General features: G+C 48.5%; 23 protein-coding genes. 5 read left to right on the forward strand and 18 right to left on the reverse strand.

Annotation, left to right across the window (positions count from 1 at the left end; all coding sequences use genetic code 11):
- The 3 genes from HAL07_RS08225 to HAL07_RS06275 all read left to right on the forward strand — a co-directional run.
- Window positions 1-549 (forward strand): methyl-accepting chemotaxis protein (locus HAL07_RS08225; RefSeq protein WP_238374500.1); only part of this gene is annotated, 549 nt, incomplete at its 5' end.
- 31 nt (window positions 550-580) lie between these two features.
- Window positions 581-1,471 carry a DMT family transporter gene (locus tag HAL07_RS06270; RefSeq protein WP_053945478.1) on the forward strand — a complete coding sequence of 297 codons (891 nt, stop codon included), beginning with the start codon at window positions 581-583 and terminating at the stop codon, window positions 1,469-1,471.
- A 73-nt stretch (window positions 1,472-1,544) separates the two neighbouring features.
- Window positions 1,545-2,744 (forward strand): hypothetical protein, encoded by a 1,200-nt coding sequence (locus tag HAL07_RS06275; RefSeq protein WP_053945479.1) that lies wholly within the window; start codon window positions 1,545-1,547, stop codon window positions 2,742-2,744.
- Here HAL07_RS06275 and gatC read toward each other — a convergent pair.
- From gatC to HAL07_RS06290, 3 genes are all read right to left on the reverse strand, one after another.
- Complete coding sequence (gatC, locus tag HAL07_RS06280) at window positions 2,741-3,025, reverse strand: Asp-tRNA(Asn)/Glu-tRNA(Gln) amidotransferase subunit GatC (protein ID WP_053941555.1); 285 nt, start codon at window positions 3,023-3,025, stop codon at window positions 2,741-2,743. The genes HAL07_RS06275 and gatC overlap by 4 nt on opposite strands.
- A gap of 8 nt (window positions 3,026-3,033) precedes the next feature.
- Window positions 3,034-3,987, reverse strand: a complete 954-nt coding sequence (locus HAL07_RS06285) for a Gfo/Idh/MocA family oxidoreductase (protein WP_053945480.1) — start codon at window positions 3,985-3,987, stop codon at window positions 3,034-3,036.
- 65 nt (window positions 3,988-4,052) lie between these two features.
- Window positions 4,053-6,575: a TonB-dependent receptor domain-containing protein gene (locus HAL07_RS06290; protein ID WP_202903488.1), complete on the reverse strand. Its 2,523-nt coding sequence runs from the start codon at window positions 6,573-6,575 to the stop codon at window positions 4,053-4,055.
- A gap of 295 nt (window positions 6,576-6,870) precedes the next feature.
- Here HAL07_RS06290 and HAL07_RS06295 point away from each other — a divergent pair, with 295 nt between their 5' ends.
- On the forward strand, window positions 6,871-7,854 hold the full coding sequence (locus HAL07_RS06295; RefSeq protein ID WP_053941558.1) for an outer membrane protein: 984 nt from the start codon (window positions 6,871-6,873) through the stop codon (window positions 7,852-7,854).
- Between the two features lie 16 nt (window positions 7,855-7,870).
- Here HAL07_RS06295 and HAL07_RS06300 read toward each other — a convergent pair whose 3' ends face one another.
- The 7 genes from HAL07_RS06300 to HAL07_RS06330 are packed head-to-tail and all read right to left on the reverse strand — an operon-like array spanning window position 7,871 to window position 15,790.
- Window positions 7,871-8,890: a GDP-L-fucose synthase family protein gene (locus HAL07_RS06300; protein ID WP_053945482.1), complete on the reverse strand. Its 1,020-nt coding sequence runs from the start codon at window positions 8,888-8,890 to the stop codon at window positions 7,871-7,873.
- An 8-nt stretch (window positions 8,891-8,898) separates the two neighbouring features.
- Window positions 8,899-10,143, reverse strand: coding sequence for a hypothetical protein (locus HAL07_RS06305; protein ID WP_053945483.1), 1,245 nt, complete (start codon window positions 10,141-10,143; stop codon window positions 8,899-8,901).
- Window positions 10,130-11,668, reverse strand: coding sequence for a carbamoyltransferase HypF (locus HAL07_RS06310; protein ID WP_053945484.1), 1,539 nt, complete (start codon window positions 11,666-11,668; stop codon window positions 10,130-10,132). The genes HAL07_RS06305 and HAL07_RS06310 overlap by 14 nt, the downstream gene beginning before the upstream one ends.
- Window positions 11,665-12,204: a HyaD/HybD family hydrogenase maturation endopeptidase gene (locus tag HAL07_RS06315; protein ID WP_053941561.1), complete on the reverse strand. Its 540-nt coding sequence runs from the start codon at window positions 12,202-12,204 to the stop codon at window positions 11,665-11,667. Before HAL07_RS06315 ends, HAL07_RS06310 begins: the two co-directional genes overlap by 4 nt.
- A gap of 1 nt (window position 12,205) precedes the next feature.
- Window positions 12,206-12,874 (reverse strand): Ni/Fe-hydrogenase, b-type cytochrome subunit, encoded by a 669-nt coding sequence (gene cybH, locus HAL07_RS06320; protein WP_053941562.1) that lies wholly within the window; start codon window positions 12,872-12,874, stop codon window positions 12,206-12,208.
- On the reverse strand, window positions 12,867-14,624 hold the full coding sequence (locus HAL07_RS06325) for a nickel-dependent hydrogenase large subunit (RefSeq protein WP_053945485.1): 1,758 nt from the start codon (window positions 14,622-14,624) through the stop codon (window positions 12,867-12,869). Before HAL07_RS06325 ends, cybH begins: the two co-directional genes overlap by 8 nt.
- On the reverse strand, window positions 14,624-15,790 hold the full coding sequence (locus HAL07_RS06330) for a hydrogenase small subunit (RefSeq protein WP_053941564.1): 1,167 nt from the start codon (window positions 15,788-15,790) through the stop codon (window positions 14,624-14,626). Before HAL07_RS06330 ends, HAL07_RS06325 begins: the two co-directional genes overlap by 1 nt.
- Before the next feature lie 511 nt (window positions 15,791-16,301).
- Between HAL07_RS06330 and HAL07_RS06335 the strand changes: the two genes are divergently transcribed.
- Window positions 16,302-17,051, forward strand: coding sequence for a carbonic anhydrase (locus HAL07_RS06335; RefSeq protein ID WP_053945486.1), 750 nt, complete (start codon window positions 16,302-16,304; stop codon window positions 17,049-17,051).
- On the opposite strand, the gene miaA is transcribed toward HAL07_RS06335, so the two are convergent.
- The 8 genes from miaA to HAL07_RS06375 are packed head-to-tail and all read right to left on the reverse strand — an operon-like array spanning window position 17,032 to window position 22,744.
- Entirely contained in the window at window positions 17,032-17,916 is an 885-nt protein-coding gene (gene miaA, locus HAL07_RS06340) for a tRNA (adenosine(37)-N6)-dimethylallyltransferase MiaA (RefSeq protein ID WP_053945487.1), read from the reverse strand. The genes HAL07_RS06335 and miaA overlap by 20 nt on opposite strands.
- Window positions 17,913-18,233 (reverse strand): ribosome silencing factor, encoded by a 321-nt coding sequence (gene rsfS / locus HAL07_RS06345; protein WP_053941567.1) that lies wholly within the window; start codon window positions 18,231-18,233, stop codon window positions 17,913-17,915. The genes miaA and rsfS overlap by 4 nt, the downstream gene beginning before the upstream one ends.
- A complete protein-coding gene (nadD, locus tag HAL07_RS06350) occupies window positions 18,220-18,819 on the reverse strand; it encodes a nicotinate (nicotinamide) nucleotide adenylyltransferase (protein ID WP_082355911.1) in 600 nt (199 codons plus the stop codon). The genes rsfS and nadD overlap by 14 nt, the downstream gene beginning before the upstream one ends.
- The gene (gene nikR / locus HAL07_RS06355; protein ID WP_053945488.1) at window positions 18,803-19,246 is read right to left on the reverse strand and encodes a nickel-responsive transcriptional regulator NikR; all 444 of its coding nucleotides are present in this window, start codon (window positions 19,244-19,246) and stop codon (window positions 18,803-18,805) included. Before nikR ends, nadD begins: the two co-directional genes overlap by 17 nt.
- Before the next feature lie 25 nt (window positions 19,247-19,271).
- Window positions 19,272-20,117, reverse strand: coding sequence for a prolipoprotein diacylglyceryl transferase (lgt, locus tag HAL07_RS06360; RefSeq protein ID WP_053945489.1), 846 nt, complete (start codon window positions 20,115-20,117; stop codon window positions 19,272-19,274).
- Entirely contained in the window at window positions 20,092-20,847 is a 756-nt protein-coding gene (locus HAL07_RS06365; RefSeq protein ID WP_053945490.1) for a pseudouridine synthase, read from the reverse strand. The genes lgt and HAL07_RS06365 overlap by 26 nt, the downstream gene beginning before the upstream one ends.
- Entirely contained in the window at window positions 20,834-22,021 is a 1,188-nt protein-coding gene (gene waaA / locus HAL07_RS06370; protein WP_202903489.1) for a lipid IV(A) 3-deoxy-D-manno-octulosonic acid transferase, read from the reverse strand. The genes HAL07_RS06365 and waaA overlap by 14 nt, the downstream gene beginning before the upstream one ends.
- A gap of 3 nt (window positions 22,022-22,024) precedes the next feature.
- A complete protein-coding gene (locus tag HAL07_RS06375) occupies window positions 22,025-22,744 on the reverse strand; it encodes a zinc ribbon domain-containing protein (protein WP_053945491.1) in 720 nt (239 codons plus the stop codon).

Here is a 22,744-nt window from a genome sequence, read left to right on the forward strand (position 1 = left end):
ATTTATAAATTCATCAAATTTGCGCTAGATGTTACAGGCAAAGAAGAAAAAATTCTAATGATTCTCGGTTTAATTAAAGACAACCAACGCTTAACCGGCGAGGGAAACACCATGGTTGAAAAAACCACAAATAATATCCAAAGCGTGACCAACACGATGAGAAACAATGTGCATTTAGTGGATGACTTGAGCACGCAATCTGATTCGATCAGCTCCATCACTCAAACCATTAAAGACATCGCCGATCAAATCAACCTACTTGCCCTAAACGCCGCCATTGAAGCCGCCAGAGCAGGCGAGCATGGGCGTGGCTTTGCGGTGGTGGCTGATGAAGTGCGTAAATTAGCCGAGCGCACAGGTAAGTCTGTCACAGAGATTGCGGCCATCATCGGTTCGATTCGCGAAATCACCCAACAAGTGGTGACCAACATCAACATGGGTGCAGAAGAATCGGAAAAAACCCTAGAGCTCTCTTACCAAACCAAAGAACTCGTGGAGGAGATCAAAACCGCCACCGATCGCGTGGCTCAAGGCATCGGGGTGGTTTAATGCTATAATGCCCTTTTGTTAAAGGGGCATTATGGAGATCAAGAAGGGCTTGTTTTTTATGGCTTTGGGGGCGTTTTGCTTTGGCCTGATGAATGCCTTAGTCAAAATCACCAGCCAGCACTATTCCCCCCTTGAAAATGTCTTTTACCGCTCGTTTTTTATGATCATTTTTATGGGTTTGTTCTACTTGGCTAAACCTTTTAAACTCAAGGCGCATAAAAAAGGCGGGGGCAAAATCCTAGCGTGGCGCATGGGGTTAGGGGCGGTGGCTATGGTGCTTTTGTGCTACAACATTTACACCATGCCCCTTGGCACAGCGATGGCGTTTGGGCAAAGCGCGCCCGTTTATGCGATTTTCATTGCGTGGCTGGTGTTTAAAGAGCCCTTAACTTGGCGTTTGGCTTTAGCGGGGTTTTTAGGGCTTTTGGGCGTGCTTTTAATCGCCAACCCGCACACGAGTGGCTTAACTTTTGGCTTGATCTTATGCGGGGTTTTAAGCGCCTTGTTTAAGGCCATCGCCTACACAAGTCTTAGCCAGCTGAAAACCTACTACGACAGCGAGTTTGTGATCTTCACCTTTTCGCTCTTTTTATGCGCCTTTGGGGCTTTGGGGCTGTTTTTAAATGTCCCGCCCTTTGCTACGGGTTATCATCCCATGCGCTTTGAGGGACCTTGGTGGCACTGGGATTTGTGGCTTTTAATGGGCATGGGCTTTAGCGGGACTTTGGGGCAGTATTTTTTAACTAAGGCGTATATGTGCGCCCCTGCGGGGTTGGTTTCGCCCATAGATTACACCCGTTTGTTTTGGGGGACTCTCTTTGGCATGTGGCTTGGCGATCCGTGGCTTGGGGCTTATGAGGGGCTTGGCATGGCTCTTGTAGTGGGGGCGGGACTGCTCATCACTTTAGGGCATAAAAAATAGTTTATCTTTACAAAGTATAATGGGGCTTTACACTTAAGGAATTTTATGTCTATCCCAAGTCTTTTTCAACCCCTTGAGTAGTTTGCCCCAAAGCGCTCCCAAAACGCTCTACCATTTGGGTTTGGCGTTGCTGGTGGTGTTAAGCCTAAGCTTGGGGGTGTGTAAAAGTTTAGAAATCTCTGTGAGTTATAAAGAGGCTTTGCTTTACTTTGGCACGCCACACTTTTTTTTAGACAAAATCCTTTTAGAGGGTTTGCGCGGTTTTGTCAAGTACACTCCCTTTTTGCCTAAAGACTTGGCCCTGCGCCTGCCCGGGTTGCTCTTGCACGCCTGTAATATTGTCTTAATGTATGTGCTGAGTCTGCGCCTGCGCGCCCAAAGACCTTACGATCCGCTGTTAGTGGCCCTCACTTTCGCGCTCTTGCCGGGCATCCAGCTAGGGGCGATTTTATTAGGCAAGGTGAGCTTGTTACTCAACCTCTCCTTATTGTCTTTGCTTCTTTACAGGACCTATTTTATTTATCCTCTGGTGTGCCTGAGCACTTTTTTAGACGCGAGTTGTGCGGTGTTGCTCTTAGGACTCTTGCTCAACGCCTTTAAGCGCAAACAAAAAGTCTTAGGCTTTTACTTTGCGCTGGCTTTAGCAAGCAACCTTTACGCCTTTGCACCCATCTCGGGCATCCCACAGGGCTTTTTCTTAAACACCCTTTTTTTAATGCTCATCCTCTATTCCCCTTTTTTATGCATTTACTACCCCTACACTTTATACGCCCAAGTGGTGAAAGACTATAAGCAAGAAAGTTTAGTGGGGATTGTGGGGGCTGTGGGCTTTTGTGCCCCCTTATTGCTCTCCTTGCGCCAAGAACCCAGCCCCGAGTTTTTAAGCTTCGGGGCTCTTGGCATGCCCGTTTTATTGCAAAAAGCCCTCTCTAGCATCCGCTTACACTTGCCTATCTTTCGCAGCCATTACCGCATCCGCCATAGCTTAGTTTTTGGTACGCTCTTGCTTGAAAGCGTGCTGTTATGGGGGGGGGGATACAACCAATTTGTGCGCACCCACTATGTGGCTAAAGAATTGGCCCACGCGCTCAAAAGGCGGGGAATCACTTCGATCAACACCCTATCGCCTAAAATGGCCCTTAGATTGAAGTTTTATGGCATCGGCTTTGGGGGGGATTTGTACTTGATCCAGCAAGATCGGCGATCAGACATAGAAATTAGCTACAGGCATGAGATCGTGGCCCGCTACGCCGTGTTGCAAAAACACCCTTAAGTTTCTATGATTTTAGGCACGATGAAATAGCCATCCTGTGCCTTTGGGGCTTGTTTTAATAAGTCTTTGGATATTTGCGAGTCGTGGATGATCGTGTCTGCTCTCAGGGGGGCGGGCGCGCTTTGGTGAGGCTGCACGCCACTTAAATCCATCTCGTTTAAGAGATCCACAAATTCCAAAACTTCTTTCAAATGCCCCCTTAGCTCTTCGCACTCTTTAGGGGTGATCTCTAGCATGGAGAGCGTGGCAAGCTTGTCTAAAAGCGCGTTGTCAATTTGCATGTTTTTCCTTAGTTGTGGTGTGCGCAAGCGGCCTTGTGGCAGAGCGGGTGGCACCCTTCATCCGGGTTGCTTAAGTTAGCGTGGCTGATGTCTTGAGCCAATTTTAAAACGGGGCGGACATCCTCTAGGCCAAAGCCCTCGCCATTGATGATCTCTTGGTAGCTCTTGGTGTGTAAATCTTCAAAGCCAGTGGAAAAATCGATCTCTTGACCTTCGAGTACTAAAGACCGATAAGAGCTGTTTCTGTGTAGGCCCAATTTGGCCGGATTGATGGAGAGAAACCAAGACACGTTGGCGTGCTCTAAGGTTAAAGAACCGCCGATGCAATCGTGTTCATGCACATGCACCGCAAAATCCACAACCCCCCCAAAAATGTCTAATAGCATGTCAAAAAAGTGGATGCAAAGATTAAAAGCCAACCCCCCGCTGCGCTCTTCATTGCCCTTCCACGAGTTAAAATACCACTTGCCCCGCAAGATCAAATAAGTTAAAGAGAGGTTATAGACCTTATCCGGCTCGTTTAAAAAGGTGGCTTGTACGCTCTTTTTAAGGTCAATCACATGAGGGTGCATGCGCAGTTGCATGATGCTAAACACCCGCTTGTTGTATTTTTTCTCTAGGTTGCGGATTTCATCCAGTTCACCCGGGTCGAGCACTAAAGGCTTCTCACAAATGACATTGATCCCGTGGTTTAGGGCAAATTCAATGTGTTCAAAGTGCAAATAGTTGGGCGTGCAAATCACCATGTAGTCCAAAAACTTTTCTACGGCTTTGCATTCTTGCAAATATTGGTGCAAGTCCTCTAAACTCGTGAAAAACTCACAATCTAAGTAGTATTGGTCTAAAACCCCCACGCTATCATGTACATCCACAGCGCAATCTAAAACATGCCCGGTTTCATAAATGGCTCTCAAATGCTTGGGTGCAATAAAGCCCCCCACCCCGATGATCCCAAACAGCATGCACACTCCTTTAATGACAATACCTAAAAGCCTTTATGCTAGCAAAATTCCCTTTAGGTTGTCCTTTAATACTGGTAGGAGATTTCAAAACGGGCGTTAAAGCCGGGTTCTGGTAAGGCCATGCGTACTTGCCCGGCGCGGGCCACCATGTCCTCGTGTGGCGCGTCTGCGCTCGCCTGCCACACGGAGGTTTGGTTGACATACTGCTTGTTAAAAATGTTGTTAAACACCGCAGACAAGCGCAACCCATTCCAGCGTCTGTAAGGCGGTGTCCAATTGACAAAAATGCTGCTCACGCCATAACCGGGCTTATGCACGGGCATGAGCCCATAGCCGGGGTAGTAAATGCTATAACCATTATAAAACATGTTCGTCACAAAGCGGCTAAGCCAAGTTAAGCTTAAGCCCGCGCGCTTGAAAACATAGTCGGCCTTTAAAATAAAGACATTGCCGTAAGTGGCCGCTAAAGCGTAGGTGTCGGCAAGCAGATAATATCCTCTGCGATACCCCGTAGGATTAGCCACCGTGGGCCACGAGCGGGCAATAGAAAAGGTCCCTGTAAAGCCCTTGTATTTGACATTGCCGCTCACTTCGTAACCAAAAATGGCGATGGTTTGGGGCAGGTTGCCTGTGAGGTTTTTAGCGGTGGCGTTGCCCCCGCCGTTTTTAGAGATGTCTTGCCCGTAGGAATTGACGAAGTTGTTGATGACTTGATAAAAGCCTGCCCCGCGGACATTAAAGTAAGGGTTGTTGTAGTCAATGTTAAATTCCACATTTTGCCCGATCGCGGGCTTTAAGTTCTTTTCATAAATCACGCTTGGATCGCGCATCAAAACCCCATCCCCGGGCAGTGCCCCCTTCGTCACATAGGCGTAAGAGAGCTTTAATCCCAGCGCTTCAATGGGGTTGTATAAAATCGTGGCGCTGGGGCTAAAGCCAGAGGTCAAGTGGTTGTCGCCGTCCTTGTCTTTGAGGGTGTAAATGTCATAGCGCGTACCCGCCCCCACGATCAAGTTTTTTAAGAAGTTGTAGTTGGCTTGCACATAGCCCCCGATGATGTTGCCGATGCCATAGGAATTTTGGGGCAAATTGCGGTAAGCAGGGTTGGCTGTGCTCATGTTTTGGTCGTATTCATCGGTGTTTGGATCGACATAGTAGTGGCGGTAGGGCAGGCCCGGACCGGTGGGGTCGTTAGGGTTGATGTTGCCCGGATACAAGCCGTTCTTTTTGCCAAGACCTGAAAAGGCGCTTAAGTTTTGATAAATCGCCCCGTATTCGAAGACATTGCCATAATCTGGGCTAATGGGGTGCTGGACCTTGACATTGACCCCGGAGTTGATGAGGAAAATATCCCTTTGCAAAGTCCCCTCAGCGTCTGCGTTGCCTAAAGTCCAATCATTAGGGGTGGGGTTACTGGCGTTGGGCGGAGTCATGTCATAGGCTTGGTGTATGGGGACCATCTGCTTGCTATCAGCGTTGTAGCCGATGTCATAACCGCCCCCGGCAACGGGGGTGATCGTGCCGGGTTGGCACTGGCTTGGGTTTGCAGCACACCAACTATTCACCTCTGAAACATAATAGGGGTTTGTGGGCTCGTTGGAGGTGACAGCAAAGGGGTTGCGCACGGGTTTATAATTGCCGTTGCGGACATTTAAAAAGGTCGTGGCGGTGATTCGTGGCTGGCCAAAGCTGTCCCCGCCCTCGTGGTTGTATTTAAACGAGAGGTTGTGATTCACATTGATGAGGTAGGCCAATTCTTTACCAAAGTCGATCAAAAAGGGGGCGGGTTGTGTGCCCGGATCATTTGCCTTGCTCAAAGCACTCGTGGCATTAGGGCGCAACAGCCGTTCAGAGTTGTAGCGGGTCATGTTGTAGCTCACGGCGAGGCTGTCTTTTTCATTGAAGTAGCCATTGATTTTAAAGAGGATATTGTTTTGTTCTCCCATGCTGCCGATCACTTTGTCGCTTAAAGCGGGGTTGTTGATGTCATAAGTGGGGTGGAAAAGATTTTTCATGTCATTGGTGCCATCGCGGTAATAATAAATATTTTGGTTGGTGTAATAACCCAAGATGTCCCATTTATTCGCCCGGTAAGCAGCGATGGTGTTGACACGGTAACCAAAGTTCGTGTAAAAGCTCACGGCTGCGCTCCCCCCATAGGTTTGTCCCCGGCGTAAAAAGTCGTTCGCCCCGATGGTCTCCATCGCCATTTTTCCCGCGATCGCACCGGGCCCAGCGGAGGCATTGGCCGCCCCTTTGATCACATCGATTTCTTTCAACATCCCGGGGTCAATGATTGTGTTTGCATCGTGGTGAAAAATATTCCCATTTTGCGCCGCTCCATCGATTGTAACACGCAAAAGCCGACTCTCCATGCCCCGCACATAGACTTTTTGCGCCATATAGCCCCCACCAGCCACATTCACATCCGCTCTAGTCCTAAATAGATCATTGACTTGGTTGCTTTGGCGCTGTTGCAACTCTTTACGGCCGATGGTCATGCGGTTATTGTATTCAAAGGTGCGCTCGCCCAAAGTGGTTACCTTACCCAAAGTGTGCGACTCCTGGGCCAAGAGGGCACCCCCCATAGCCCCCAGCACACAAAAGGCCGGGGCACAAGATCTTAATCTTCCACCGGAAGTGTGGCGGCATTTACGCGAAGTTTTCATCAAATGGTCCTAATCAAATGGAATATAAGCGTATTCTATATACGGAAAGCTTATATTTTATTTAAAAATAATTTTTAGTAATATGCAAATGGATTATAATATGTTTATATTTATGTAATAATGACATTTATATATTTCATTTGCTTTTTATAAGTGCTTATGCTATAATAAAAAATCTTTATATGATAATACCTACAAGGAAAATGCAATCTTTATGAATACACAAGGTCAGGCTTATGTCGGGCGAAAAGGCCTACAAATTGGGTTGTTATTGGGGGTTTGTGCGTTGCAAGCCGAGCAAAGCGGGGCTTTTATCGGCGTGGGGCTAGAAATCGGGCGCGCAAATAAAGAAGTCGTGGGCGAGAAAAATGGCCAAGTCTTTCAAGTGCCCAGCGGTACGGTTGTGCAAACCGCATCTTATGCACCCGGGCATGAGAGCGATCAATGTGTCAAGGGCAATTGTAAGGCGGTATGGACCTCTGGGGTCAATGGCTGGATGCAAAGCTCTAATGCGACAAATTATGGGCGCAACCAGCCCATGTTTGGGCTGAATGTCTTGGCCGGGTATAAACAATTCTTTGGCAAGAAAAAATGGTTTGGTTTGCGCTATTATGGGTTTTTTGACTATGGACACAGCAATTTTTCCAACGCCACAGCCGCCAATCGAGTGAGTGTCTTTTACCTCAACAACGACAAAGTGGATATGTACACCTACGGTGCGGGAATCGATGCCCTCTTTGACATCATCAATAAAAAGAAATTTGCCTTTGGGTTGTTTGTGGGGGTGCAGTTTGCAGGCAATTCTTGGACGAGCAACAAGACGGGCTATTACAACCAGGGCTTTGTCATCGGCACTGTCCCCGGACAATGCGCCTATATCCCCGATAGCGGCAACCCTTGTGATGGCAAACCCTTGAGCGGCCCGGTGGGCACCACAGGCGAGATCAACCCCGCAAGCCTCATTTCCACTGGCCCGCTAACCTCCCACATTAACAATACACACTTTCAATTCTTGGTCAATGTGGGACTGCGCACAAACATCATCAAACACCACGGCGTGGAGTTTGGGATCAAAATTCCCACCATAGCTAACCTCTATTACAAGGGTAGCGCCACTAAAGGGGGCAACCTCTACACTCTAAGCGAAACCTTTAGGCGGCAATACTCGATGTATTTGCGCTACATTTATAACTTCTAATCCCCCACAGCGCGCTTTAAGGGCGCGCTAAATACCAGTCATACACCCTCCTAATCCCCTCCTCTAATTTAATGCTCGCTTTCCAGCCCAAGTTAGCAATTTTAGAAACATCGCAGCGTTTTAATAAAGTCCCATCGGGCTTAGAGTCATCAAACACCAACTCCCCCTTAAAGCCCACAATCTCTTTCATCAAGTAGGCCAAATCTTTGATGCTGATGTCCTCACCTGTGCCAATATTGGTGTGATTAAGCGTGGAGCTAGCCTGTTGGTGTTTTAAGAGAAACAAGCAACCATGCGCCAAATCCTTGACATGCAAAAACTCGCGTCTGGGCGTGCCAGAGCCCCAAACTTTGACGGCCTCCACACTGATGCCCTGCTGTTTTAAAAAGCTTAGGGCGTGCTCTCTAGGTAAATTTAAATCCTTAAACACGGCCTCTTCTTGCTTGTTTTCTAAGAGTTTAGCTAGGTGCAGCTTTCTAAGCAGGGCGGGCAAGACGTGGGAGTTTTGCAAATCAAAGTTGTCAAACTCTCCGTATAAATTCGTGGGCATGGCGGCGATGAAGTTTGTGCCATACTGCGTGTTGTAGGCCTCACACATTTTAAGCCCGGCAATTTTGGCGATGGCGTAAGGCTCGTTCGTGGGCTCTAGGGGGCTGGTTAAAAGATACTCTTCTTTAATGGGCTGGGGGCACTCTTTGGGGTAAATGCAAGTCGATCCCAAAAAGAGCAATTTTTTAACCCCGTATTTGTAGGCATTGTGGATGGTGTGGGTTTGGATCGCTAAATTTTCATAGATGAAGTCGGCTCTATAGGTGTTGTTGGCTAAAATCCCCCCGACCTTGGCCGCCGCTAAGACAACAATCTCGGGGCGTTCTTTTTCAAAAAACGCCTCCACTGCGCTTTGATTGCTTAAATCTAACTCGCTATGGGTTTTTAAAATGAGATTGCTGTAGCCCTGCTCTTGCAAACACGCGGTGATCGCGTGCCCCACTAAACCCGTATGCCCGGCGACAAAAATACGATCACTGCATTGCATACACTCTCCTAGACATTTTTCAAGGTTTGTTTAAAAAGCCACGCCCGGATAGGCTCAATGTTGTAAGCCACCTGCCAAGTGCCACGGTGTACACTCATTTTATCCCTACTTGGCAGACTGCCTTTTTTAAGCACGGCGTAATTGATGGGTGCATTTTGGGCCATCATCTCTGTGCAAGCCTGCATGAAGTGCGCTTGATCCCACCTGCCATCCCAAACGGCTTTAGCCACTTTAACCCCCTCACGCTCTAATTTTTCGACAATGGCCGTTTGTGCCGGGTAAGCCCCTAGGTCGTCTTGAGAAACCAAAATCCATAGCCTATCATGCACTAAGGGACCACATAAAGACGCTTTCCACTGCCCGGCAACTAAAAAAGCCCCAGCAAAAAAGTGTGGATATTTGATGAGCATAGCGATGGACATCATACAGCCCATAGATTGCCCTGTGGTGTAGATTCTAGAGGGGTCTATGGGGTATTTTTGGCACAATTCTTTGACAAGGTGCATGGTAACATCCAGCATGGGCGAGGCGTTGGAGTTGTCATCGACCACGATCTCATTGTATTGCGGGGCAAGCACATAACAAGGGCGTTTAGCTTGCTCTTTAGGGTGCGCCCAAATGAGCGCGCCCAAACCTTGCAATAAAGTGGCCCGCTTTAAATCGCCCACCACGCCTGCATCGTGCATGAAAAGCACGAGGGGGAGTTTGTCTTTAGATTGGGGGATAAACAAATGATAGGGCAAAGTCCTTTGCAAGGCTTGATCCTCAAAAACAAATGGCTTAAAATCCTCGACAATCGGGTAAGACACCCTAGCAAGCCCCAAAGTCCTGCCTTTAATTTTAAGGAGCATTGTCGGGATTTGCAGCTTTAGAGTGTGCTCGGGTTTGCCCCCAGCGATAAATTTCCTTTGGGGGTGTGCCTGTGGTTTGTGGTGCTGGATGCTTTCTAACAGGGGCTTAGCCTCCTTAAGCTTTAAAATGACAAAATGTCCGCTTGCGTGGTGGTTTGCGCCCCAAATGTCTTGACTGATATAGACCTCTTGAACCACACGCCCATGCACTTTAAAGTCGTGGGGATGCACCCTAGAAACCTCTGTGTCGTAGGCGATGCTTAGGGTGTCTAGCCTCGCTCCATCACCAAAAACATGCACAATGCCGACCACTTCTTTAACCCGTGCCTGTGCTAAAAGGGGCATGCTAAGGCTTAAGAGAAGCCCCGTCCCCGCCAAAATAAATTTTCTACGCGCCAGCATCTTGGTAATCCATCGCCTTTGTGGGGAAAATGGAGGGACATTCTTTGGGGAAATACTGCAAACACAAATCCAAGAAGACCTTTTGCAAAAACACCTCTCCACACAGATACACCCGATCGCAACTAAATTTTGTGTGCGCATCGTAAATGACATTGCCTAAAAACTCCGCCAAAGAGTCTAAAATCCCAAAGCACATCGTGGGCGCGTCCGTGCCCCCTAGTGTGTAGCTGGCAGCACTCCTTAAAGTGGGGGTGGGATTAAGGCTCAAAGGCTCTTTAGTGAGTTTGAAGTCCACGCGCGGGCCCTTGTTGCGTAAAAAGCTTGTGGCTAGCTCAAAAATGGTGTGGGGGTTATGGGTTTGGCTAAAGCCTAAAACCTGCACTAGCCCGGCTAAAAAGTCTAAGAGATTTTGGCTGGGCGGGGTTTGGGGGGCTTGCTCTAGGGCTTGGCACAAATCAGGGAACGCCTGCTTATAGTTGGCATAAAGTTTGCGCCCCTTGGCATTGCTTTGCAGCTGGGCGAGTAGGGCTTGTGGGTGGGTTTCTTGCTCCACGCTTAAAAGTTGCTTGTAGCCCTCTTGATACACCCAAAAGCAACTGGGACGCTCAAAGTTTAAATAAATGAGTAAATGTGGCTCTTTGGGGGCTTCTTGTCTAATAAAATCTAGGGTGTTTTTAGCCCTTGTGCGCTTGTGGGCAAGCAAGAGCCCATTTTGTGCCACACTGAAGGTTTGCGCTTGGGTGCTGGGGGCTTTAGGGGTGTAGGCAAAGTCAGGGACACTTTCAGGGCTTTGGGTGAGAAAGAGATAGGAAATGTCCTTTTCTAACAAAAAATGCCCCAAAAGGGCTAAACCCAAATCATAGGGCAACAACGCGTCAATCTCTAGGCGTTGAAACTCTTGGCTAAACACTTCTTTGAGTGTGGCGCGGATCGTGGGTTTTTCAAAGGCGCACAACACCTGCGCACTCTTGTGATCAAGCCTTGTAACCGAGAGCACGCTGGCTAAATCCATGAACAGCACGCTGGCATCTTTTTTAGGCGTGGGTGAAAGGGTTACAACCCCTCGAGAAGTTTTTACGACAAGATTTTGCCCCGCTTGCAGGGTCTGCACGGCACTTTGCATGGCCTCTTGCACCTGCGTAGGGGTTGTTAGCTCTTGGTTTTGGTAGCTAAGGCTGAAAAAATGGACTTTAGGGGCGCAAAAGTCCTTGTGCGTGGGGTCTAAAAAGTCCTTGGCTTGACTGATGTCAATGGGTGGGCAGGGCACTTCCTGACTGTGCCACTCTAAGGGCTCTTGCGCCACTTCTACGCCCAAAAAGTTAAAACTAAGGGCTAAAGGCAGGCGCAGACTAAGTTGGGTAGCAAAGCTTTTGGCCTGCTCTAGGGGGGCTTTGAGATAAAAGACCTCTGGGGTTGTGGCGTAGGACAACCCTTGGGCATGGGCGTGGTGCGCCATAAAGTCCATGAACAAAGGAGCTAGCTCTGTGGTGCCGACAGATTTGAATTTAAACGCAAAGGTTGTCATAGGGCCATCCTGTAAGAGTTGTTGGCGATTTCTTGTAAGCTTAAGGGCTTTGGCTGTGGTGTGGCTCTTACGCCCCATTGTTGTAAAATTTCTAAGGCTTTTTCTTTGGCAAGCTGTGCGCCCCGCAACATTTTAGGGCTCAACTCAAAGGTCGTTGTGTCGGAGACAATTTCAGGGATCAACCCTAAAATCGTGGTGGGGGGCAAATCTCCCATTAAAGCGGTGAGTTTTAAAGTTTGCAACATCTCCACTTCGTGCGCGCTGCCCGCCCAAGTGATGTTAGAGGGGACATTTTCAAAGTCAAAGCAAAACACCTCGCCCACGCTTGCCCCCGCCACGCTCACGCAATCTAAGAGCAGAATTCGATCGTATTCCACAATCCACGGGATCAAGGCTTGCGCCATTGTACCCCCGTCCATAAATGCCAAACTCTGTCCGCTAAAAGTGTAGTTGTGCTGCAATTGGTTACACAGATGCACCCCCACCCCCTCATCGCCTAATAAGATATTGCCGATGCCAAGGACTAAAATTTTCAGACTAGTCTTTCACATAGCGGATGCCACTAACCATCACATCCGCCCCACCATCGGGGAATTTAACCGAGTGGAAAACCACCATATAAACATGGATGGGAATAAACAAACAAATCCCCCAAGTGGCTAAATGGTGCAAATAGCGCACATTAGACAACCCCCCGCACAACACTTCAAACCACTTAAAGCAAGGCTCCAACACCCCGCCTAGCCCCAAATGATAGACATTGTAGTAAAGCACCAACCCACTTAAAATCACAAGCACAAGCAAGACACAAAAGGTGAAATAAGCCATGAACTGCATGGGGTTATAGGCCCCTTGTTTGTGCTGGGGCTTGCCTAACCAAAAATAGACCTTGAGCTGAGAAACCCACGCCCCCACGCTGGCAAGATTTTTTGCCGCTGCGCGCTCGCCCTTGCTCTTGCGGTCGAAAAAGAAGAGGTAAAAGCGGAAAAGACAAATGGCGATGAGGACAAGGCCTAGCATGGTGTGTGTGCTTCTGACGTAGGCTTGCAGCAAATCCATGTGCTTATACACGCTAGAGTGGGGGGCTAAAAAGGGGTAGGCGATGTAAAAGCCTGTGCCCATTAAAGCAAAAATCGCCAGCGCCCGCCCCCAGTGAAATAGGCGCACCAATCCGCTAAATTCTTGCGTTCTGTGGTAACTATCCATGCTGTCCCCCCTTGTCAAAACGGGCAAAACTAGGATCGACTCTAAACTCCCCGAAGTCTTGCCCTTTGCTATCGATCACATGCACTGAGCAGGCAATGCAGGGGTCAAAAGAGTGAATCGTGCGGATGATCTCTAAAGGCTGGGTCAAGTTGGCTAGTTTAGTGCCAATGAGGCTCATTTCATAGGGCCCCTTTTGCCCCTTAGAATCGCGTGCCCCCGCGTTCCAAGTGGAGGGCACGACCGCTTGGTAATTCTCCACCACGCCATTTTTGATCCGCACCCAGTGGCTTAACATCCCGCGCGGCACCTGCCCGATGTAACGCCCCTTGTATTCTTTGTTTTTATCGATCACATAGGGGGCGCAAGTGCTCTGATCGGATTTTAAATTCTCCACTAAAGAATCCCAAGTTTGCAGCCCATTTTCCACTAAAATTTTGGCCTCTAAACAACGCGCCGCCGTGCGCCCGAGGGTGCTAAAAATCGCCTCAATGGGCAGCCCCGTGTCTTTTAAAAATTGGTTAGCGACTTTGGTTGTGTAGGGGTTTTTGGCCGCAAGCCCCACAGCCAAGGAAGCCAAAGGCCCCACCTCCATAGGCATGCCATCGTAGCGGGGGGATTTGATCCAAGAGTATTTGTTGTTTGGATCTAGGACCTTGCTTTTTTCCAACTTCCCGCTAAGACCGATGCTCTCGCCGTCTTTAAAGCCTGTGTAATGCGGGTTTGTCTGCCCGTCATAGGGGTGCAACTGGACTTCTTTGGTGTCGTTATACTGGTACCAAGAGTGCGTCACTTCTTCTTTGATCAGGTTTTCATTGATGGGGTGCAGGGTGCTTAAATCCCCATTTAAGACCACGCCTGAGCTGAGTAAATATTTGCCCCGACTAAGCAACACCTCCTCATGGGCGATGAAGTTTTTAAGCCCACAGCCGTGCAACACGCTATCCTCTTTATTAAACGCCCCCGCTGCCATGACAATGTCAGAGTAATATGCCCGCTCGACAAAATCCCTCACGGTTTCAAACTTGCTTTTCCACTCGGCCAGCCTTGTGGGGTCTAAGATGTCCATCACGGAGGTGATCCCTCCCACGGTTAGGCTCTGCGGGTGGGGTTGTTTGGCCCCAAAAATGGCGGTCATTTTGGCAGCCTCTCGTTGGATGGCCAGCAATTTTAAATAGTGCGAGAGCACGATCAAATTTTGTTCAGGGCTTAAGTGGTAGGTCTTGTGCCCATAGTAGCCGTTGTTAAAGGGACCTAACGCGCCCTGTTTGGCAAAATCGCCCACGCGCTTTTGCACCTCTTTAAGCTCATCTGCTCCCGTGCCTAGGGGGTATTCGCTGTAATGAAAGGCGATTTGGCTCGCCTTTTTGGGGTCGGCTTTGAGCGCGCTTAAGAGGTCGCACCAATCTAGCCCGTGCAGGGTGTAAAAATGCACCACATGGTCGTGCAACAAAAGCGCAATGTTCATCAAAGAGCGCACCAGTTGGGCATTTAAGGGGGGTGTGATGCCTAAAGCGTCTTCGACCGCACTAACGCCCGCCTTGTAGTGCGAATAGGTGCAAACCCCACAAATGCGCTGTGCGATGAAGCCTGCATCTCTAGGGTCGCGGTTTTTAATGATGGTCTCAAGCCCCCTAAAGAGGGTAGAGGAAGAAAAAGCATCGGTGATGACATTGTTGTCATCGACCACAACTTCAATGCGTAAATGCCCCTCAATGCGTGTGATTGGATCGACAATGATTTTCTTAGCCATTAAGCGTCCTTATCTTTAGCTAGCCCTGAGATCAAGGCGTGCGCGGCAATGCCAATCGCGCTCGCACTGAGCGCAACCACGCCCACGGTGTCGGCGACTCTATCTGCCCCCGCTCCTCCAAAGGCGGTCGTTACGGGTACAATCAAGCGGTTAGAAATGGGCTCTTCAAAGGGACTCATGGTGTCCCAAAAGTTGGGCTCAGAGCAACCAATGCAACCATGCCCGGCCTGAATAGGCCAAGAAGTGTGGGAGTTGAAGCGTAGTTTTGAGCAGTTGTTGAAGGTGTAAGGGCCTTTGCAACCCACTTTATACAGACAAAAGCCGTTTTTGGCGTTTTCATCCCCAAAGTGTTGTACAAACTCGCCGGCATCAAAATGCCCCCGTCTTTCGCAAAGGTCATGCACGCGGTGCCCATAAGCCCAAGTGGGGCGGTTGTACGCGTCTAAACGCGGGAGTGTGCCAAACATGATGAAATAAATGATGTTGCCCACAATGTTTTTTTCACTCGGCGGACAGCCGGGGACATTCACGATGGGCTGGGAGATGATTTTATCTAGGGATTGGGCGTTTGAGGGGTTAGGATAAGCCGCCTGCACGCCCCCAAAGCTAGAGCATGTCCCAATGGCAAAGATCGCTTTAGCGTGTTCGGCAGCGTGAATACACTCTTGTGCGCCCGTGCGTGCCTGTGCGCCCATGGTCAAAAAGTATTCTGTGCCCTTAGGAATCCCACCCTCCACCATTAAAACATAATTGCCCTTGTGCTTTTCAATGGCTTGCTCTAGGCTCAAATCCGCCTGATGTCCGCTGGCGACCATGATCGTTTCGTGGTATTCCAAATTGATGTAGTCAAAGATCACGCTGTCAATGCTGGGGTCTTCGCTCCTTAGCAAACTCTCGCTACACCCCGTGCATTCGGCCATGTGTAGCCAAATCACGGGCAAGCGGTTAGCCACCTCCACAGCCTTGGCCATTAGGGGGGTGAAGCTGGCGGGCAGGGCAAAGGTAGCCGTCATCGCCCCCGCCCACTTGATGAAGTCGCGCCGCTCAAAACCGCTTTTTGCCATCTCTTCATGGATGTTTTTATCGGCGTTGTGGGCGTTTAAAGGCACCAACCTTTCTAGGCGGTCTGATATATTCTTAAAAAGCGCATCGTAAGGCTCTTGCATGTAATCCCCTAATCTCAAAATAGTAGCTTGATGATACAAAAATATAGATATCAATGGGCTTAAGTCTGTGCTTTTGGGGGCGCAAAATGAGTTAAAGGATAACAGCGTGTTAAAATGGCCCGCGTTCCCCCCTGCCCTTTTCTTGTGATGTTATGGGTGCGCGCCAAATATCTTTTTTAGGATTTACAACTTCTACCCCTCTTAAACTTTGACACTGGGCTTATAGCGTGGTGATCTCAGCCTGATGAAGATGACGCTCATCATTTTTGACACACCTCCCATGACTAAAGTTAGGGAATTCCAACTTTAGCTGGGTGTGTTGGATCGCCCACATTTTTGTTTGGTCTTTTAAAACCCAAGCAAAAACCCATTTGCCTGGCTTTAAGTTTATGGGCTAGTGTTACCGCTTTACCGCCTTTGTAGGGGTTTAAGGGGGGGTTGTGGGGTTTGTTGGTTTTTGGTGATTAATCTGCGCTATGCTACTGGGTATCATTTACTTGAAAGGATGGTTATGAAAAAAGGCTTGGTGCTTATTTGTTTATCTTTAAGTCTGCTTGGGGCTTTTGGGGGGGAGCATTGGGGTTATAGCAAGGGTGTGGGTCCTAGGTATTGGGGAAAATTGAGCCGAGATTATGAGATTTGCAAAAGCGGCAAAACGCAATCGCCCATCAACATCCAACACTACTACCACTCCCCAGACAAGGAAGATCTCAGCTTTGAGTATGAAAACACCAAGCCTCTATCCATTGCCTACTCTCATTACACTCTCGTGGCGCAGTTTAACGAGCCGGGCAATGCCGTTATCTTTAGAGATCACGAATATAGCCTTGTGAATTTGCACTTCCACATCCCTATGGAATTTGCTATCCATGGCAAAAAACAACCCTTGAGCATGCACTTGGTGCATCGGGATAAAGAAGGGGATTTATTGGTTGTGGGGATTGGCTTTAGCATAGGCAAAAAAAACCCTTTTTTTACCCCTATTCTCAACGCCTACAAATACCACACAGAGCCCAAACTCTTAGCCTTAAAAACTTTATTGCCCGATACCATACACTACTACCACTTCAACGGGTCGCTCACCACACCCCCTTGCTCGGAGGGTGTAACTTGGTTTATAATTGAAGAAACCCTTAGCATTTCTAAAGAGCAGTTTGATGAGATGCAGCAAATCATGCACCACCAGTCAAATCAACGCCCCTTACAAAAGGATTATAACCGCGTGATTGTCAAAAGCTCGGCTATTGTGCGCGAGCATTGAGGCTCAAGACTTCCTTTTTAATCTCTATAGGGCTTAAAAAGCGGGCGTTTTTAAATTGCGCCTTGTTAAAAGTCATCTGCCTTTTGGCAAGTTGGCATGTGTGGGTGGTGATGAGATTTTCTAGCTCTGTGGGGCCGATTTCTTGATTGAGGTACTGCAAGCACTCTTTAGGGCCTATGGCCTTAAAGGGTTGGCAGTGTGCGCCGTATTTTTGGGCCAACGCGTGAATCTCTTGCACCATGCCCTGTTTGAGCATGTCTTTTGTGCGCTGGGCGATTTGGGCGTGCAAAGTGGCTTTGTCTAGGGCCAGAACAAAAACGCGGATGGGGTGTTTAAAGGGTTCTTTGGGGTGCTCTTGAAAATAAAGGCTTGGGGGGGTGTTGGTGGCAAAGTAGAGTTTGAGTCCTTGCGTGGTGCGGTAGGGGTCAATGGCGCTCGTGGCGTAAGTGGGGTCAATTTGGGCTAAAAAGGCGTGGGGGTCTTTTAGAGCGCGGATTTTTTCTAAAATCTCTTGCTCTTGAGCTTGGGTGATTGAGGGTTTAGGGCTTAAGCCATCGATGAGCGCCTTTAAATAAAACCCGCTCCCGCCCACGATCAAAAGTGTTTCGTGTTCTAACATAGCCCTTTCAAGTTCAGTTTTAAAAACTTGGGCGTTGTTCTTTTGGGGGATTTTTAAGACATTTACGCCGTAGTGCTTGACAATCTCTAGCTCTTTGGGGCTTGGCTTTGCGCTGGCGATGTCTAGCTCTTGATAGACACTCAGCGAATCTAAAGACACAATGGGGGCGTTTAAGCTTAGAGCCAGCTCTAAGCCTAGGGTGCTCTTGCCGCTCCCGCTAGGACCGATGATGGCGATTAAACTCAATTGGGTTTATTGTAGGTTTTTAAAAACCCGTCTAGATCAAAGCGGTCTCTGTAACTTTGGGTAAAAAGGTGAATCATAATGTCTCCCAAATCGATAACGATCCACTCTTCATTGCCATCGTCTATGGCGTAAAACTCCTCACCCAAAGGCTTGAGCGTGGTTTTTAGGTGATCTAAGAGAGCTAGGGCGTGTTTGCCCGCTAGGGTGGTGGCAATCACCACATGCTCAGTGATGTAGTCTTGCTCTCTTAGATCAAAGGTGGCGATGTCTTCGGCTTTCTTTTCTTCTAATAGGGCAACAATTCTAGCAATTCTCATGGTTCTCCTTAAAGGTTGTCACCACCCCTTCTTGCACCAAAGGGGGCAGGTGGGGGGGGATTTGGTGTTTTTCTAAAACGGCTTTGATTTGAGTCGATGAGATCGGGCATTTGATTTTATCAAGGGGCAAAAAAGAGTGGGCAAAACTTGGGGGTGTGTCTATTGGGTAGCCTTGCCTTTGCACTAAAATAAAATGTGCCAGTTGTATAAGCTCATCATAGCCCTCCCAATCCTTTAAGCTAGCCACATTGTCCGTGCCCATGACAAAGTAAAGTTTTTGTGGGGCGTAGGTTTTATGGAAGTGGCGCACGCTCTGAATGCTAGGCACGGGGCGCTCTTGCTGGATTTCATAATCGCTCACCTGCACTTTATCCACGCCCCTTAAAAGCTCTTGCATCCATAACAGGCGTTGCTTGGGAGTGAAAGCGGGGGGGTTTTTAAAGGGGTTTTGGTGGGCAACTAGGACGAACAACAAGTCCAGCTCAAAGCAAGCTAGGGTTTGGTAAATCACTTCTAAATGGGCGATGTGCGGGGGGTCAAAGCTGCCCCCATAAAGCGCAATGGTGGGCTTAAGTGTTGTGCTCAAAGCTCGATGCTTTGGTGAGCTTAGAAAATTTCACCCCTTTAAGCCCCCCGATTTCTAAATGCAAGTGCATGATGTCTGCCGGCTTGCCCTTTAAGATGATCGTTTCTAGGCAATTATGGGTGTCTAAATGTACATGCGTGGTGCATAAAATGCTGATGTGGCTCTCGTGCTGGATGTCTATCATGCGCTGATTCAATTCGCGCTGGTGGTGGTCATAAATGAGCACCACCACCGCCACAATCGGCCCGCTATCTTGTGTATCCGCCCTAGACCAGCTGTCCTCAACCAAGCGTTCTCTGATCATGTCGCGCACCAATTCGGATCGGGAAGAATACCCGTTTTTAATGATGCGGTTGTCTAGCTCATCTAAAAGATTTTGTTGCAAGGACACCGAAAACCTGATGATCGAATCTTCTTTGTTTTCCATGGTACTCCTCTAAAAAACCGCCATTTTAGCGCAATTGTGCGGATTTATCAAGTTTGATAAACGCCCACAACCCCAAAGACACCAGCACCATACAAAAGCTCAAAATCTGCCCCATGCTCAAGTGCCACGCATAATAGCCAAGTTGTGCGTCCGCCTCCCTAAAATACTCCGCCACAAAGCGCGCACACGCATAAGCAAAGCCATAAACCACCATGAGCATGCCATGCGCCTTGGTGTATCGTTTGGCAACAACAATCACCAAAAACACGCAAAAACCCTCTAAAAATGCCTCGATGAGTTGGCTAGGGTAGCGCAAAACCCCATTCACCACAATGCCTATGCTTTCACCAAAGCGATCCCCGGGGGGCACAACGCGCCCGAAGAGCTCTTGGTTTAAAAAATTGCCGATACGCCCAAAGACATAGGCTAAGGGCAAACTCACGGCGATCAAATCCAAATAAATCAAGAAGTTTTGCTTTTTAACTTTACTAAAGAGCCAAGATGAGATCAAAAAACCCACTAGCCCGCCGTGATAACTCATCCCTCTAATGCCGATGAATTGCCCCTCATAAAAGGGGTTAAAAATTTGCCACGGGGCTTTGAGGTAGTAGAGCGTATTTGGGTCATAAATGAGGATATAGCCCAGCCTTGCGCCCAAAACCACCCCCACCTCAGCGTATAAAAAATAGCTCTCAAAGTTGCTTTGGCTAATGGGAAATCTCTTAGGGTCTGTCTTTAACGCCCTCTTAGCTAGAAAAAACGCCACTAAAAGGGCGCTCACATAGGCAAGCCCATACCAATGCACGGGAATGCCAAAGAGATGAAATGCAATGGGGCTAAAGTGGCTATAAATCGTGTTCCAATAACTCACAAAACTCCTTAAGGCAAGGGGGGATGGGGGCTTTAAACTTCAATCCCAATAGCTCTAACTTATAGGCGTGTAAGAAAAAATGCTTATGTGCCCTTGCGCCGTAAAAAATGTCGCCCACAATGGGGTGGTTGAGATGGGCTAAATGCGCGCGGATTTGGTGCGTCACTCCCGTTTCAATCACCACCTTTAATAAAGTCATCTGCCCGATGCTTTTAAGAGGCGTGATATGTGTGATGGCCCTTTTGCCCTTGCTATCCACAAATGCGCGTACAAAGCCCTTTTTATCCTCTATGTGGCTCTTTTGCACGCTTAAGGGTTGCTTTAAAGTTAAGGGCTTGTCTAGCACCCCTTGCACTAAAGCGACATACTCTTTATAGACTTTACGCTCTTTAAACGCCTCTAGGGCTTCCTTGTAAAACCCCCCCAAACCCAGTAACAAAACCCCGCTTGTGCTTTTGTCCAAGCGGTGTATCAACTGATAGGGCTTGTGGATGCGCTCTAGCTCAAAGCTCGACACATTGGGGGCTTTATCTAGGGCTAAAAACTCCGCCCCTTTAGCTAAAACCGCGCTTTGGCACTCCAGCACGCTTAAAAAGGTGTGTGGCTCTAACAGCTTTCTAGCCAATTTTAGCCTCTGGCCTGCTACACTGACAAGCCCCCTATCGATGAGCCTTTTAGCCTCTTTGTGTGAGACTTGGCGTTGCTTGGCTAGGATTTTATAGGCGGGCATTGGCACGAATCGCCTCCACTAGGGTTTGTAAGCTTTGGTTTTGTGTGTTGATGTGGCTAGGTTTTAGCATGGCGTGCTTGGCTAAAGTGGGGGCAAGCTCTTGAGACTGGACTAAGCTAAAGTTTTGCACCCAAGCAAATAGAGATTCTTGATTAAAAATATGCACCCCGCTGATGAGCTTGACCCCAAAGTAGGCGGGCTCTAGGGGGTTGTGCCCGCCAATGGGCGCAAACGCCCCGCCCAAAATCACAATGTCGGCGATCGCATAAAAGTTAATGAGCTCGCCTAGCGCGTCAATGAGAAGCACTTTACTACCCCACTTTAGCCCACTGGAAAAACAGCTAAAATCGCCCTTTAATTTGGGGTGCTTTTCTAAGTAGTTTTTCACTTCCTTAAAGCGCTCGGGGTGGCGGGGGACTAAGATGAGTTGCGCCGGCTCTTGTAGTCTCAAAAACGTCTCCACAATCAACGCTTCTTCGCTCGGGTGTGTGCTTGCACCCACGATGGTTAAGTTTTTAAGTTTGGGGTAATTTTTGGTGCAAAGGGGGGGGTTGAATAGTTTTGTGTGTGGGAAAACGCAAGGTGTTTTTGCTCCCAAACTCTCTAACCTCTCTTTGTCTAAGGCACTTTGGGCATAGATAAAGTCAATGTTTTTAAAAAGGGCGGTGTAAAAGGGTTTGAGGCGTAGGTATTTAGGGTAAGAGCGGTGCGAAATGCGCGCGTTGATTAAAAAAGTCTTGGCTCCCACAGCTTTAGCTGTGGCAAAGAGATTGAGCCACAGCTCCGCCTCTGTCACCACAAGGGCTTTTAGCTCACTTAAATCCTTGCGCCATAAAAACAACAAAGTTTCAAAGAGCAAAAAGCGCACTTGGAGTTTGGGGTGGATCTTGGCTAATTTTTGGGCGTGGTTGTAGCCCGTCTGTGTGGTCGTGGTTAAAAGCGTGGGCGTGTCTTTCAAGGCATTTAGCACACACTCTAAAGACTTCGCCTCGCCTAGCGAGCAGGCGTGCAACCACAAGCGGGGCTTAAACTCAAGCGCATGCCCTTTGGCAAAAAAACGCCCTTTCAAAGAGTAGCGGTACTTTGCCTTAAGCGAAAATAGGGCCAAAAGGGGCGTGGCTACACAATGGCCCAAGCCCAAAAGCGACACATACACGGCTTTAAAAAATGCCAAATCTTAAGCAGGCTGGGCGGTGCTGTCGATGTATAAAATCCGCCCACAATGCGGGCAGGTCAAAATGTCGCTGCTGCTTAAAACCTCGGCATAGGTGCGATCATTAATGCGGATAAAGCACCCCCCACAAGCCTGCTTTTTCACGCTCACCACGCAGGTGTTGCCGGCCCAACGGCGGATTTTCTCATAAAAGGCGATCAGTTTATGGTCCATTTTCAAGGTCAAGTCTTGTTTTTCTTGAAAAATGGCTTGTTGTTTCTCTTTAATCTCGGCGGTGTCTGCCTCCACTTTTTCCTCTAAAACGGCGATCTCTTGTGCCAAACTCTCTAATGCGCTTTGCAATTCCTCTTGTAATTTGCTCTTGTGTCCGCTCTCATTTTGCAAGCGTTCGATCTCTTTGTTGGCTTGGTTCGCCCGCTCTTTGGTGATGTCCTCTTCAATGCTAAGAGAGCGCAACTCTCGCTCAGACTTCACCTGAGAAATCTTTTTTTGGATGCTATCCACCTTAGCGTTCGTTTCGTGCAGGGCTTGCTCGTTCTTTTGGATTTGCAGATGCAAGCTTGCCTTTTCTTCCTCAAGTAGGGCGTATTCTGTCTGCTTTTTCTGTCTTGTAGCGAGGGCTTTGTCTAAGTCGGCTCTCTTTGCCTTAATCAAAGGCTCCAGGGCTTCAATGTCTTTATCTAACTTGGCAATTTGGATCAACTGCACTAAGTGAGCGTTCAT

The sequence above is a fragment of the Helicobacter ailurogastricus genome (assembly GCF_001282945.1).
GTDB classification, from domain to species: Bacteria; Campylobacterota; Campylobacteria; order Campylobacterales; family Helicobacteraceae; genus Helicobacter; species Helicobacter ailurogastricus.